Source organism: Mycobacterium sp. E3339 (genome assembly GCF_001666915.1).
Classification (GTDB): Bacteria; Actinomycetota; Actinomycetes; order Mycobacteriales; family Mycobacteriaceae; genus Mycobacterium.
The window spans coordinates 23,469-36,218 of the sequence record NZ_LZIZ01000038.1 but is presented as its reverse complement, the minus strand read 5'-3'; the positions used below and the strand labels follow the sequence as shown (position 1 = coordinate 36,218).

Below are 12,750 nucleotides of genomic sequence, written 5' to 3'. Positions count from 1 at the left end.
CTGACCTGCGCCGATAACGAAACGGATCTCAAACTATGGGATGCATCACCACCCTGCCGGTGGTGGATCTGCGCACGTCGGAGGCCCAGCTGCGGCGGGGGTTGCGCGAGGCCGCGCACGAGGTGGGCTTCTTCTACCTGACCGGCCATGCCGTGCCCGACGAGCTGTCGGCCCGCGTGCTGGCGGCGGCCCGCCGGCTGTTCGAGCTGCCCGCGGCCGACAAGGAGGCGGTGGCCATGGTGCGCAGCCCGCACTTTCGTGGCTACACCCGGATGGGCGGCGAGCTGACCCGCGGCCGAGTGGACTGGCGCGAGCAGATCGACATCGGACCCGAGCGCGCCCCGATCGCGGCGCCCGGCAAGCCCGACTACCTGTGGCTGCAGGGGCCCAACCAGTGGCCGGACGCGTTGCCCGAGCTGCCGGGCATCATCGCCGAGTGGGACGCCGCGCTGTCCGCCGTCGCCCGCACCCTGCTTCGGCACTGGGCGGCCTCGCTGGGCAGCCCGGGCGACGTCTTCGACGCCGCCTTCGCCGAAACGCCCGCCACGCTGATCAAGATCGTGCGCTATCCGCGCAGCGCCGCCTCGTCGCAGGGCGTGGGCCCGCACAAGGACTCCGGGGTGCTGACACTGCTGCTGGCCGAGCCGGGCAGCCGCGGCCTGCAGGTGCGCAGGCCCGATACCGGGGAGTGGGTCGACGTGCCGCCCCTGGACGGCGCATTCGTCGTCAACATCGGCGAACTGCTCGAGGTGGCGACCGGCGGCTACCTGCGGGCCACCGAGCACCGGGTGAACCTGGACGGGCAGCCGGCCGACCGCATCTCGGTGCCGTATTTCTTCAACCCGCGGCTGGACGCCCAGATCCCCGTGCTGACGTTGCCGCCCGAGCTGCGGGCACGCGCCCGCCGGGTGACCGATCCCGCCGACCCGATCTTCTCCGTCTACGGACGCAACGCGTGGAAGAGCCGGTTGCGCGCGCACCCCGATGTGGCTTCGGCGCACGGACATTCGGCGGGTAGGGTCGGGGACGAGAATCCCGTTCTCGGCTCAAGGGGCGAATGAATTCCGGTGAACGCGCACACGAACCTGACACCGTCCACACTTCGTGAGGCCTTCGGCCACTTCCCGTCCGGGGTGGTCGCCATCGCCGCCGAAGTCCAGGGCACCCGGGAAGGCCTGGCGGCCAGCACCTTCGTTCCGGTCTCCCTGGAGCCGCCGCTCGTGTCGTTCTGCGTCCAGAACACGTCGATGACCTGGCCCAAGCTCAAAGACCTGCCCATGCTGGGCATCAGCGTGCTCGGCGAGGCACACGACGCGGCCGCGCGCGCCCTGGCCGCCAAGACCGGCGACAGGTTCGCGGGCCTGGAAACGGAATCCCGGGAGAGCGGCGCGGTGTTCATCAAGGGCACCGGCCTGTGGCTGGAAAGCGCTATCGAACAGTTGATTCCGGCCGGCGATCACACCATCGTGGTGCTTCGGGTCAAGGAAGTGACCATCGACGCCGACGTGGCGCCGATCGTGTTCCACCGCAGCACGTTCCGGCGCCTCGGCGCCTGACCGCGGCTACGGGCGCCGGCTGAGTTCCGCCCGGAAGCCCGCTATCCGTTGCTCGATTTCCGCGGCGTCGTCGTGACGGCCGTCCTTGTGCGCGAGATCGGCGCGGACGGACAGCTCGCGGATGGCGGTTCGAATTTCGTTGACGCTGGTGGTTTCTCGCATATCTCCCACGCTGCCTTTCGGAGTTTGGGTTGCTATGCGGGTACCCGGCGCACCGGAAGGGCTAACGCCAGGTCAGCGGCGGAACAGCTTGTCGCCCAGCCACACCACCGGGTCGTACTTGCGGTCGGCGACCCGCTCTTTCATCGGGATCAGCGCGTTGTCGGTGATCTTGATGTTCTCCGGGCAGACCTCGGTGCAGCACTTGGTGATGTTGCAGTAGCCCAGGCCGTGTTCCTCCTGAGCCTGGTTGCGCCGGTCCAGCGTGTCCAGCGGATGCATCTCGAGCTCGGCGATCCGCATCAAGAAGCGCGGGCCGGCGAACGCCTTCTTGTTCTCCTCGTGGTCGCGGACCACGTGGCACACGTTCTGGCACAGGAAGCACTCGATGCACTTGCGGAACTCCTGCGAGCGCTGCACGTCGGCCTGCGCCATCCGGTACTCGCCCGGCTGCAGGTCCTTCGGCGGCGCGAACGCGGGGATCTCGCGCGCCTTCTCGTAGTTGAACGAGACGTCGGTGACCAGGTCGCGGATCACCGGGAAGGTCCGCAGCGGCGTCACCGTCACCACCTCGTCCTCGGCGAACGTGGACATCCGGGTCATGCACAGCAACCGCGGCACCCCGTTGATCTCCGCCGAGCACGAGCCGCACTTGCCCGCCTTACAGTTCCACCGCACCGCCAGGTCGGGCGTCTGGGTCTGTTGCAGGCGGTGGATGATGTCGAGCACCACCTCGCCCTCGTTGACCTCAACCGTGAAGTCCTGCAGCGCGCCGCTGGCATCGTCACCGCGCCACACACGCATGGTCGCGTTGTAGGTCATTAGCCTCTCCGTCCTGGATGCTCGGCCAGCTCGTCGTCGGTGTAGTACTTCTCCAGCTCGGAGATCTCGAAGAGCTCCAGCAGATCCGGTCGCATCGGCACCTGGTCCTTGCGGGTGATGCTGATGTCGGGAATCACCTCGTCGCCCCCGGCGGCCTGGCACACCAGCAGCACCTTGCGCCAGCCCGAGTCCATCGCGGGGTGGTCGTCGCGGGTGTGCCCGCCGCGGCTTTCGGTGCGCTCCAGCGCGGCCTTGGCGACGCACTCGCTGACCAGCAGCATGTTGCGCAGATCGATGGCCAGGTTCCAGCCGGGGTTGTACTGGCGGCCGCCGTCGACGTGCATGTTCTTGAACCGCTCGCGAAGCTTGTCGAGCCGCGCGAGGGCCTCGGAGACCTCGTCGGCCTTGCGGATGATGCCCACCAGGTCGTTCATCGACTGCTGCAGCTCGAGCTGCAGCGTGTAGGGGTTCTCCGCCGGCGCGCCGTCGGCCGGTCCTTCGAAGGGGGACAGCGCCCTCTTCGCCGCGGTCTCGACGGCGTCGGCCGAGATGGTCGGACGGCTGCTCAGCGCCCGCACGTAGTCGGCCGCGCCCAGGCCGGCCCGCCGGCCGAAGACCAACAGGTCCGACAGCGAGTTGCCGCCCAGCCGGTTGGAGCCGTGCATGCCCCCGGAGCACTCGCCCGCGGCGAACAGGCCCGGGACCGTCGCGGCGCCGGTGTCGGCGTCCACCTCGACGCCGCCCATCACGTAGTGACAGGTGGGACCGACTTCCATCGGCTCCTTGGTGATGTCGACCCCGGCCAGCTCCTTGAACTGGTGGTACATCGACGGCAGCCGCCGCTTGATCTCTTCGGGCGTCAGCCGGGACGCGATGTCGAGGTACACCCCGCCGTGCGGGGTGCCCCGGCCGGCCTTGACCTCCGAGTTGATCGCGCGCGCGACCTCGTCGCGCGGCAGCAGGTCCGGGGTGCGACGGGCCGAGTCGTTGTCCTTGAGCCACTGGTCGGCCTCTTGCGCGGTTTCGGCGTACTGGCCCTTGAACACCGGCGGGATGTAGTCGAACATGAAGCGCTTGTCGTCGGAGTTCTTCAGCACCCCGCCGTCGCCGCGAACGCCCTCGGTGACGAGGATCCCCTTCACACTCGGCGGCCACACCATGCCGGTCGGGTGGAACTGCACGAACTCCATGTTGATCAGCGACGCGCCCGCCCGCAGGGCCAGCGCGTGCCCGTCGCCGGTGTACTCCCAGGAGTTCGAGGTGACCTTGAACGACTTGCCGATGCCGCCGGTGGCCAGCACCACGGCCGGCGCCTCGAACAGGACGAAGTTGCCGCTCTCGCGCCAGTAACCGAACGCCCCGGCGATCGCGTCGCCGTCCTTGATCAGCTCGGTGATGGTGCATTCCGCGAACACCCGGATGCGCGCCTCGTAGTCGCCGAGTTCGGCGTAGTCCTCCTGCTGCAGCGAAACGATCTTCTGCTGCATGGTGCGGATCAGCTCGAGGCCGGTGCGGTCACCGACGTGCGCCAGCCGCGGGTAGGTGTGCCCGCCGAAGTTGCGCTGGCTGATCTTGCCGTCCTTGAGGCGATCGAACAGTGCGCCATAGGTTTCCAGCTCCCAGACGCGGTCCGGGGCCTCCTTGGCGTGCAGCTCGGCCATCCGCCAGTTGTTCAGGAACTTCCCACCACGCATCGTGTCGCCGAAGTGGGTCTTCCAGTTGTCTTTCGGGTTGGTGTTGCCCATCGACGCCGCGCAGCCGCCCTCGGCCATGACCGTGTGGGCCTTGCCGAACAGCGACTTGCACACCACCGCGACCTTGAGGCCGCGTTCCCGCGCCTCGATGACCGCACGCAGCCCCGCGCCGCCGGCACCGATGACGACTACGTCGTAGGCATGCCGTTCGACCTCAACCATGGAAACCCTCGCTAGCTACGTCTGATTGTTCTTCGAATCGCTTTTCAGCCAACAAATCTCAGGTCAGGAATCGTGTTGCTGGCCACCAGCGCGATGTAGAAATCGGTGAGCATCAGGGTGCCCAGCGTGATCCAGGCGTACATCTTGTGCCGGGTGTTGATGTTGCTGACCTGGGTCCAGATCCAGTACCGCACAGGGTGCTTGGAGAAGTGCTTGAGCCGCCCGCCCGTCACGTGCCGGCAGGAATGGCACGACAGCGTGTAGATCCACAGCATGATGACGTTGCCCACCATGATCAGGTTGCCCAACCCGAACCCGAAGCCGTGCGGGCCGGAGTCGGAGTGGAAACCGATGATCGCGTCGTAGGTGTTGATCACCGAGATGATGCCGGCGATGTAGAAGAAGTACCGGTGGCTGTTCTGGATGATCAGCGGGAACCGGGTCTCGCCGGTGTAGTGGACCCGTGGTTCGGCGACGGCGCAGGCGCTGGGCGACTGCCACACCGTGCGGTAGTAGGCGCCGCGGTAGTAGTAGCAGGTGAGCCGGAACAGCAGCAGGAACGGCAGCGTCAGCGCCGCGTACGGCAACCACCACACGTCGGGCAGGATCTGGGGCCAGAAGTCGCCGGCCTCGCCGCAGGCCTTGCTCACGCAGGGCGAGTAGAAGGGCGTGAGGTAGTGGTACTTAGGAACGAAGAAGTAATCCTGCTGGAACGCGCGCGCGGTCGCGTAGATCAGGAACGCGGCGAAGCCCAAATCGATCCGCAGCGGCGACATCCACCACCGGTCGGTGCGTAGGGTCCGTTGCGGGATGCGGGCGCGCGTGGGTGAAAAGACACCTGACGCAGGACGGTTCGCCGTGGGTGCGCTCATCTAGTGTTCCTCTTCGAACGGGCTGTTGGTCGAAGGGTACACAGAGAGGACCCCCTCATTTCCGGGGGGCTTGGGTTATTCGAGGTTGTCAGGACCGGTTGTGACCCCCGACACCCTCGTCGTCGACATCGCGCCAGAATTCGCTGTCGTACTGGGTGTCGGGAATGACGATCTTCTCGCCGGACTGCTGCACGGTGGCGCGCGCCAGGTCCAACTCCGCTATGTCGGTGTCGAGCATTTCGACGTCGGAGATGATCCGGTCGGCGTCGATGACGATGCGCCGCATCGCCGGGCTGTCGCCGTAGCGACTCTTCAGGGAGCCCACGCACCGCCGCAGGCCGCCGATGAGGTCGTGAAGTTCGGCGAGTTCAGTCGCGGTGCTCAACGGATCTCCTACTTAGTTTTCAGGGGCAGACGGTGTTGCGGATCACAGTACGCCCCCGATAGTAGCCACCGCGGCGGCCTAATGTCGGACGCATGACAGGCCACACCGCCGCCGACCGCGCCACCGCGCTACTCGCCCTGCACCGCCCGGGCGACCCGGTGATCCTGCCGACGGTGTGGGATGCCTGGTCGGCCCGCCTCGCCACCGGCGCCGGCTTCGCCGCGCTCACCGTGGGCAGCCACCCGCTGGCCGATTCCATCGGCAAGCCGGACGGCGAGGGCATGTCGTTCGACGACGTGCTGGCCCGGGTCGCTCAGATCACCGCCGCGGTCGGCGTTCCGGTGTCGGTGGACATCGAATCCGGGTACGGGCTCGCGGCCGAGCGGCTGATCGAGGGATTGTTGAGCGTGGGCGCGGTGGGGCTCAACGTCGAGGACACCGTCCACTCGGAGGGGAAGCGCCTGCGATCCGCCGGCGAGCACGCCGAATTGGTCGGTGCGCTGCGGTCGGCCGCCGACGCGGCCGGGGTGCATGTCGTGATCAACGCACGGACCGATCTGTTCCTGCGCCAGGACGGCGACCCGGCGGATCGCGTCGAGCGCGCGGTGGACCGGTTGGCGCTGGCGGCGGCCGCGGGGGCCGACGTGCTGTACCCGGTGGGCCGCCACGACCCGGAGACGTTGCGGCGCTTGGCCGCAGAGCTGCCGCTTCCGGTCAACGCGATCGCGCTGCCCGACCAGGACGACCCGGCGTCGTTCGGGCCGCTGGGTGTCGCCAGGATCAGCTTCGCCCCGTTCTTGCAGGCGGCGCTGGCCTCCCGGGCCAACGAGTTGCTGGCCCGCTGGGCCTAGCCCTGCGGAAACCATTGTGGGACAGGCGAATCCGGCGGGGTCGGTGACCCCGCCGGTTCGTTGCCCACCTATTACTTGGTGATCGCGATCCGCTGCGGCTGGTTTCCGGCGTACGCGCCGGTGACCCGCACGGTCAGCACCCCGGCGTCGTAGGAGGCCGTGATGGCTTCCCCGGTGACGTGGGCGGGCAGGGCGAACGATCGGCGGAATGATCCGTACCGGACCTCACGCAGGGTGCGTCCGTCCTTCTCGTCGGCGTGCTCGTCCCGGCGTTCGCCGTGGATGACGAGTCGGCCGCGGTCGACCTCGACGTTGACGTCCTTGTCGACGTCAACACCCGGCAGTTCGACGCGTACGACCGCGTCCTCGCCGTCCTTGACGACCTCCGCGGCGGGGTTGAATCCGCTGGTCACCGGCTTGTTCCAGTCCGATGCGGCGGCGGGGCCGAAGAAGTCGCGCAGCCACCGGTCGGTGTCCCAGGCCGGTCGCGACCACAGTGCGAGGTTACTCATGGCGATCTCCTTGTACTTCCTTGAGCTTTGTTGTGGATCTGCTGTGTCCGGCGCCCTTCCGGCCGGCTATAGGTTCAAACATGAGTCGACCACGCTAAAGTTCCACCTAGGCGTTCGCCGTGGGCGAACGAATATTCACAGGGCTCCCTGTGAGTTGTGAGATCCTCGTCATAGGACCGTCACATTGGGCGAAATCGCGGTAATTTCCGGCCGCTAACCTCAAACCCATGGCTGCAGACGGGATTTCGCGTGCGCACTGTGCGGGCCGTCACATCGTCGTAGTCGGGCACGGCATGGTGGGGCACCGGTTTGTCGAGGCGCTCAGGGCGCGCGACACCGAGGGATCTTGGCGCATAACGGTTTTCGCCGAGGAGGCCGACGCGGCTTACGACCGGGTGGGGCTGACCTCGTACACCGAGAGCTGGGATCGCAAGCTGCTGGCGCTGCCGGGCAACGACTACGCGGGTGACGAGCGGGTGCGGTTGGTCTTGAACACCCGCGTCACCGAGATCGACCGGGAAGCGAAGTCGGTGCTGACGGCCGACGGGCAGCGGCACGGTTACGACGCGCTGGTGCTGGCCACCGGTTCCTACGCGTTCGTTCCGCCGGTGCCCGGCCACGAGCTGGCCGCGTGCCACGTCTATCGCACCCTCGACGACCTCGACGCCATCCGGGCCGACGCCCAGCGCACCGTGGCGGCCGGCCGTACCCCGGCGGGCGTGGTCATCGGCGGTGGGCTGCTGGGGCTGGAAGCCGCTAATGCATTGCGCCAGTTCGGTTTACAAACGCACGTCGTCGAGATGATGCCGCGGCTGATGGCCCAACAGATCGACGAGGGTGGCGGCGCGCTGCTGGCCAAGATGATCGGCGACCTGGGCATCGAGGTGCACGTGGGCACGGGCACCGAGTCGATCGAGGCGATCGACCACTCGGACGGGGTGTCGTCGGTGCGGGTGCGGCTGAGCGACGGCGAGGTCGTCGACGCCGGGCTGGTCATCTTCGCGGCCGGCATCCGCCCGCGCGACGAGCTGGCCCGTCAGGCCGGCCTGGCGCTCGCCGAGCGCGGCGGTGTGCTCACCGACTTAGCTTGCCGCACAAGCGATCCCGACATCTATGCGATCGGTGAGGTCGCCGCGATCGGTGGCCGCTGCTACGGCCTGGTGGGGCCCGGTTACACCTCTGCCGAGGTGGTGGCCGACCGGTTGTTGGACGGCGCCGCGGAATTCGGCGAGGCGGACCTGTCGACCAAGCTGAAGCTGCTCGGTGTCGACGTCGCCAGCTTCGGCGACGCGATGGGGGTGACCGAGAACTGCCTCGAGGTCGCCATCAACGACGCGGTCAAGCGAACCTACGCCAAGCTGGTGCTCTCCGACGACGCCAAGACCCTGCTGGGCGGCGTCCTGGTGGGCGATGCCTCGTCGTACGGGGTGTTGCGGCCGATGGTCGGCAGCGAGCTGCCGGAGGATCCGCTCGCGCTGATCGCCCCCGTTTCCGGCGACGCGCCGGCGCTGGGAATCGGGGCGCTGCCGGACAACGCGCAGATCTGTTCGTGCAACAACGTGACCAAGGGCGACCTGAAGTGCGCGATCGCCGACGGCTGCGCCGACGTCCCGTCGCTGAAGTCGTGCACGGCGGCCGGCACGTCGTGCGGTTCGTGCGTGCCCCTGCTCAAGCAGCTGCTGGAGGCCGAGGGCGTCGAACAGTCCAAGGCGCTGTGCGAGCACTTCAGCCAGTCGCGCGCGGAGCTGTTCGAGATCATCTCGGCCACCGAGATCCGCACCTTCTCCGGCCTGCTGGAGCGCTTCGGCCGCGGAAAGGGTTGCGACATCTGCAAACCCGTGGTCGCCTCCATCCTGGCCTCCACCGGTTCGGAGCACATTCTCTCCGGCGAGCAGGCCTCGCTGCAGGACTCCAACGACCACTTCCTGGCCAACATCCAGAAGAACGGCAGCTACTCCGTGGTGCCGCGGGTCCCCGGTGGTGACATCAAGCCGGAGCACCTGATCCTGATCGGGCAGATCGCCCAGGACTTCGGCCTCTACACCAAGATCACCGGCGGCCAGCGCATCGACATGTTCGGCGCCCGGGTGGACCAGCTGCCGGAGATCTGGCGTCGGCTGGTCGACGGCGGGATGGAATCCGGCCACGCCTACGGCAAGGCGCTGCGCACGGTCAAGAGCTGCGTCGGCACCGACTGGTGCCGCTACGGTCAGCAGGATTCGGTGCAGCTGGCCATCGACCTGGAGCTGCGCTACCGGGGCCTGCGGGCGCCGCACAAGATCAAGATGGGCGTTTCGGGTTGCGCCCGGGAGTGTGCGGAGGCGCGGTCCAAGGACGTCGGCGTCATCGCCACCGAAAAGGGTTGGAACCTCTACGTCGGCGGCAACGGCGGCATGACGCCCAAGCACGCGCAGTTGTTGGCCAGCGACCTGGACACCGAGACGCTGGTGCGCTACGTCGATCGGTTCGTCATGTACTACATCCGCACCGCGGACCGGCTGCAGCGCACGGCGCCGTGGGTCGATTCCCTCGAGGGCGGCCTCGACCACGTGCGGGAGGTCGTGTGCGAGGACTCGCTGGGGCTGGCCGCGGAATTCGAGGCCGCCATGGAGCGGCACGTGCAGAACTACAAGTGTGAATGGAAGGGCGTGCTCGACGACCCGGACAAGTTGTCGCGGTTCGTCTCGTTCGTCAACGCCCCGGACGAAATCGATTCCACCGTGGAATTCACCGAACACGCGGGGCGCAAAATCCCTGTGTCCATTGGCATGCCGAAGATCCGTACGGGAGCTGGAGATCAATCATGACACTTCTCAACGACATTGCGGTGTGGACGACGGCCTGCGAGTACGACCGTCTCATCCCGGGCCGGGGCGTCGGCGTGCTGCTCGACGACGGCTCCCAGGCGGCGTTGTTCCGGCTGGACGACGGCTCGGTGTGCGCGGTGGGCAACGTCGACCCGTTCTCCGGCGCGGCGGTGCTGTCGCGCGGGATCGTGGGCGACCGCGGGGGCCGGGTGGCGGTGCAATCGCCGATCCTCAAGCAGGCCTTCTCGTTGGAAGACGGTTCCTGCATGGACGATCCGAACTTCTCGGTGCCGGTGTACCCGGCGCGCGTCACCGCCGACGGATTCGTTCAGGTCGGCCGCTTCGCCGCCTAGCGGGTGATGTCGCCGACGAGATAGCGCTGCATCGTCGGGCCGATGGCGTCGACGATCGCGTCGACGGACATCGAGTGCAGCGGCTCGGAGCGGATGCCGTAGCGCATGATGCCGAGGCCGACCAGTTGCGAGGCGCACAGCGACGCCCGGGTGGCGGCCTTGTCGGCGCCGAGCACCTTGAGCAGCGGGCCGAAAACCGGTCCGATGAACATGGATTGCACGGTTTCGGCGGTCTTGGCCATCCCGGTGGAAGCGATCGCGCTCGCGGCGAAGGGGCCGCCGCCCGCGGCGTCCCAGGTGGTGATCAGCATGCGCAGCGTCTGCCGGCCCACCTGGTTGGCCCCGCCGGTGACGATCCGGTCGATGAATTCCGGTGTGCCGAACGGCAACCGCAGCATCTTGGCGACCGGGTCAAGGAGCCCACGCGACGGCTCTTCGCGACGGGGCATGCTGCCAGGATCGTCGGAATCCGACCAAAGATCAAGCGCCGCCGGTCGTCGGCGCGCCTTCGCGTCAACGCAGTCAGGCCGCCGAATTCGGCCGCAAGGCCCGGCCGTGGACCAAGCGCTGCGCGCTCGATCGGCGCGACGCGTGCCGCGCGGTGGGGGCCAGGACCGGCGGCATGGCCCGGCGGAAACGATTGGCGATCAGCCGCGCCAGGCCGGGATGGGTGCCCAGCGGACGGCTGACCAGATCGGCGCCGCAGGCGTGCAGCCGCTCCTGGAACAGGCCGTCGGCCAGCAGGTAGGAGGCCACCACCACGCGCGCGTCGCCGCGCGCCCGGTGCCTGGCCTGGTCCACCGCCTCGGGCAGCCGCGGGCCGCCGGTGGCGGCGAAAGCGAGGCTCACCCGTGACCCGGTGAGCGCGGACACCAGCGTCGCGGTGGTGTGCAGATCGGCGCGCGCCTGGGGGTCCGACGTGCCCGCCGCGGCGAGGATCACCGAATCACCCGGTCGCCAACCGCATTTGACCAACTGGTCGCCGACGATCCGGGCGATCTGACCGCTCGGGCCGAGCGCCGGCGTGACGATGACCTCGGGGTGCCCGCTCTGCTCGACGTGGGCCGGCAGGTCGGCGCGGACGTGGTAGCCGCGCGACAGAAACGCCGGCAGCACGATGGCGGGCCGGCCCGTCGCCCGCACCCGGGACAGCACCTCGCCGGGCGTGGGGCCCAACACGTCGACGAACGCGACTTCTACCGGTCGGCTGGTCAACGAACTCGCTTGCGCGGCAAGCTCTTCGAGTTGTCGCACACCCTCGGGCCGGCGGGTGCCGTGCGCGACCAGGATCAGCGCCATGCCGCGTCCACCCGTTGTTCGGTGGCCAGCCGGTAGCCCCGCTTGACCACGGTTGCGACGATGTTCTTGTCGCCCAATGCCGTTCGCAGCCGCAGCACGGCGGTGTCGACGGCGTGTGGGTCGTTGCTGTTGCCGGGCAGCGCCCGCAGCAGGTCACCGCGCGCCACAACGTCGCCCGGGCGTTTCGCCAACTCGCGCAATATCCCCATGCCGGACGGCGAGAGCACCTTGATCGAGCCGTCCACCAGCACGCACGTGCCTCGGATGTCGACCGTGTGACCGGCCGCCCGCACGGTGCACGAACCGAGCAGCGGCAGCTCCTCGGCGACGTGACGGGCCAAGGCGCCCAACCGCATTCGTTCGGGCGATGAGGTCGGCACACCCTTCCGGATCAGCGGCTTGGACGTCACGGGGCCGACGCACATCGCGTGCACGTCGCTGCGCAGCGCCCCCAGCAGCTGGTCTTCGACGTCGAGCTCACGGCTGCGCTCCAGCACCGCCGCGGCCGCGGGCGCCGAGGTGAAGGTGACGGCGTCGAACTGCCGCCCCGCGATCCCCATCACGAGCTGATCGAACGTGCCGCCCAACGGCGTTGGCTTCCACCGATACACCCGGACGGGCACCACTTCGGCGCCGGCCAGGCGCAATCCGCCCAGGAATTCGGGGAAGGGGTCCCACGCGTCGGCGGCGCCGTGCAGCTGGACGGCCACCCGCTGCCCGGCCACGCCCGAGCGGAGCAGGTATTCCAGCACCTCCTGCGAGGACTCCGATTCCGGCGACCACTCCTCGTGCAGGCCGGCGGCGCGCAGCGCGCCGGTCGCCTTGGGGCCGCGCGAGACGATCCGGGCGGACGACAGTGCGTTGAGCAGCGGGCTGACCAGCCCCCACCCCTCGGCCGCGGCCAGCCAGCCGCGAAACCCTATGCCGGTGTGCGCGACCAGGATGTCGGGGGGCTCGGCGATCAACGCCTCGGTGTTACGGTGCAGTTCGTCGTCGTCGGGCAGCGCGATCATGTTGATCGCGGGCGCGCTGCACACCTCGGCACCCTGGCGGCTGAGCAGCGCGCAGAGCTCCTCGGAGCGCCGACTCGAGGTCACCGCGATGCGGTAACCGGTCAGCGGCGGGGAGTCGGGCTGGCCCATATTTCCTGTGTATGCCTGTCAGATTTCGGTCTCGTTACCTGGCAATTGCTTGCGCATTGCCCACCGTGAGGCCACG

14 protein-coding genes are annotated in these 12,750 nt (G+C 68.4%); 5 read left to right on the top strand and 9 right to left on the bottom strand.

The genetic code is table 11. The annotated features are described in order from the left end of the window. Positions 1-35 precede the first annotated feature (35 nt). Positions 36-1,061, top strand: a complete 1,026-nt coding sequence (locus A5702_RS03115; protein ID WP_067816983.1) for an isopenicillin N synthase family oxygenase — start codon at positions 36-38, stop codon at positions 1,059-1,061. A 6-nt stretch (positions 1,062-1,067) separates the two neighbouring features. Continuing rightward, positions 1,068-1,556: a flavin reductase family protein gene (locus A5702_RS03110; RefSeq protein ID WP_068218170.1), complete on the top strand. Its 489-nt coding sequence runs from the start codon at positions 1,068-1,070 to the stop codon at positions 1,554-1,556. A 6-nt stretch (positions 1,557-1,562) separates the two neighbouring features. On the opposite strand, the gene A5702_RS26605 is transcribed toward A5702_RS03110, so the two are convergent. From A5702_RS26605 to A5702_RS03090, 5 genes are all read right to left on the bottom strand, one after another. Then, positions 1,563-1,718 (bottom strand): hypothetical protein, encoded by a 156-nt coding sequence (locus A5702_RS26605; RefSeq protein WP_197281207.1) that lies wholly within the window; start codon positions 1,716-1,718, stop codon positions 1,563-1,565. Between the two features lie 72 nt (positions 1,719-1,790). Beyond that, positions 1,791-2,537 (bottom strand): succinate dehydrogenase/fumarate reductase iron-sulfur subunit, encoded by a 747-nt coding sequence (locus A5702_RS03105; protein ID WP_068218167.1) that lies wholly within the window; start codon positions 2,535-2,537, stop codon positions 1,791-1,793. Beyond that, entirely contained in the window at positions 2,537-4,453 is a 1,917-nt protein-coding gene (locus tag A5702_RS03100; RefSeq protein ID WP_067816987.1) for a fumarate reductase/succinate dehydrogenase flavoprotein subunit, read from the bottom strand. Before A5702_RS03100 ends, A5702_RS03105 begins: the two co-directional genes overlap by 1 nt. Positions 4,454-4,497: 44 nt before the next feature. Further along, entirely contained in the window at positions 4,498-5,325 is an 828-nt protein-coding gene (locus tag A5702_RS03095; RefSeq protein ID WP_055402846.1) for a hypothetical protein, read from the bottom strand. An 88-nt stretch (positions 5,326-5,413) separates the two neighbouring features. After that, entirely contained in the window at positions 5,414-5,710 is a 297-nt protein-coding gene (locus A5702_RS03090) for a hypothetical protein (RefSeq protein WP_055402848.1), read from the bottom strand. 92 nt (positions 5,711-5,802) lie between these two features. Here A5702_RS03090 and A5702_RS03085 point away from each other — a divergent pair, with 92 nt between their 5' ends. After that, entirely contained in the window at positions 5,803-6,561 is a 759-nt protein-coding gene (locus A5702_RS03085) for an isocitrate lyase/phosphoenolpyruvate mutase family protein (protein WP_068218163.1), read from the top strand. Positions 6,562-6,632: 71 nt separating this feature from the next. On the opposite strand, the gene A5702_RS03080 is transcribed toward A5702_RS03085, so the two are convergent. Further along, complete coding sequence (locus A5702_RS03080; RefSeq protein WP_068218160.1) at positions 6,633-7,073, bottom strand: Hsp20 family protein; 441 nt, start codon at positions 7,071-7,073, stop codon at positions 6,633-6,635. A 227-nt stretch (positions 7,074-7,300) separates the two neighbouring features. Between A5702_RS03080 and nirB the strand changes: the two genes are divergently transcribed. Together nirB and nirD are read left to right on the top strand one after the other, a co-directional pair. Then, on the top strand, positions 7,301-9,880 hold the full coding sequence (gene nirB / locus A5702_RS03075) for a nitrite reductase large subunit NirB (RefSeq protein WP_082955924.1): 2,580 nt from the start codon (positions 7,301-7,303) through the stop codon (positions 9,878-9,880). After that, positions 9,877-10,233 (top strand): nitrite reductase small subunit NirD, encoded by a 357-nt coding sequence (gene nirD / locus A5702_RS03070; RefSeq protein WP_068218153.1) that lies wholly within the window; start codon positions 9,877-9,879, stop codon positions 10,231-10,233. Before nirB ends, nirD begins: the two co-directional genes overlap by 4 nt. On the opposite strand, the gene A5702_RS03065 is transcribed toward nirD, so the two are convergent. From A5702_RS03065 to A5702_RS03055, 3 genes are all read right to left on the bottom strand, one after another. Then, positions 10,230-10,682 (bottom strand): hypothetical protein, encoded by a 453-nt coding sequence (locus A5702_RS03065; protein ID WP_055402859.1) that lies wholly within the window; start codon positions 10,680-10,682, stop codon positions 10,230-10,232. The genes nirD and A5702_RS03065 overlap by 4 nt on opposite strands. 73 nt (positions 10,683-10,755) lie before the next feature. After that, a complete protein-coding gene (locus A5702_RS03060; protein WP_068218150.1) occupies positions 10,756-11,532 on the bottom strand; it encodes a sirohydrochlorin chelatase in 777 nt (258 codons plus the stop codon). Further along, positions 11,523-12,674 carry a uroporphyrinogen-III synthase gene (locus A5702_RS03055; protein ID WP_068218148.1) on the bottom strand — a complete coding sequence of 384 codons (1,152 nt, stop codon included), beginning with the start codon at positions 12,672-12,674 and terminating at the stop codon, positions 11,523-11,525. The genes A5702_RS03060 and A5702_RS03055 overlap by 10 nt, the downstream gene beginning before the upstream one ends. Positions 12,675-12,750: the final 76 nt, after the last annotated feature.

Excerpts from the sequence above, each read along its gene's own strand:
- A5702_RS03115 (WP_067816983.1), top strand. The coding sequence starts at position 36 with ATGGGATGCATCACCACCCTGCCGGTGGTGGATCTGCGCACGTCGGAG.
- A5702_RS03060 (WP_068218150.1), bottom strand. The coding sequence starts at position 11,532 with ATGGCGCTGATCCTGGTCGCGCACGGCACCCGCCGGCCCGAGGGTGTG.
- A5702_RS03080 (WP_068218160.1), bottom strand. The coding sequence starts at position 7,073 with ATGAGTAACCTCGCACTGTGGTCGCGACCGGCCTGGGACACCGACCGG.
- nirB (WP_082955924.1), top strand. The coding sequence starts at position 7,301 with ATGGCTGCAGACGGGATTTCGCGTGCGCACTGTGCGGGCCGTCACATC.
- A5702_RS03105 (WP_068218167.1), bottom strand. The coding sequence starts at position 2,537 with ATGACCTACAACGCGACCATGCGTGTGTGGCGCGGTGACGATGCCAGC.
- A5702_RS03065 (WP_055402859.1), bottom strand. The coding sequence starts at position 10,682 with ATGCCCCGTCGCGAAGAGCCGTCGCGTGGGCTCCTTGACCCGGTCGCC.
- A5702_RS03055 (WP_068218148.1), bottom strand. The coding sequence starts at position 12,674 with ATGGGCCAGCCCGACTCCCCGCCGCTGACCGGTTACCGCATCGCGGTG.
- A5702_RS03100 (WP_067816987.1), bottom strand. The coding sequence starts at position 4,453 with ATGGTTGAGGTCGAACGGCATGCCTACGACGTAGTCGTCATCGGTGCC.
- A5702_RS03095 (WP_055402846.1), bottom strand. The coding sequence starts at position 5,325 with ATGAGCGCACCCACGGCGAACCGTCCTGCGTCAGGTGTCTTTTCACCC.
- A5702_RS03085 (WP_068218163.1), top strand. The coding sequence starts at position 5,803 with ATGACAGGCCACACCGCCGCCGACCGCGCCACCGCGCTACTCGCCCTG.
- A5702_RS26605 (WP_197281207.1), bottom strand. The coding sequence starts at position 1,718 with ATGCGAGAAACCACCAGCGTCAACGAAATTCGAACCGCCATCCGCGAG.
- nirD (WP_068218153.1), top strand. The coding sequence starts at position 9,877 with ATGACACTTCTCAACGACATTGCGGTGTGGACGACGGCCTGCGAGTAC.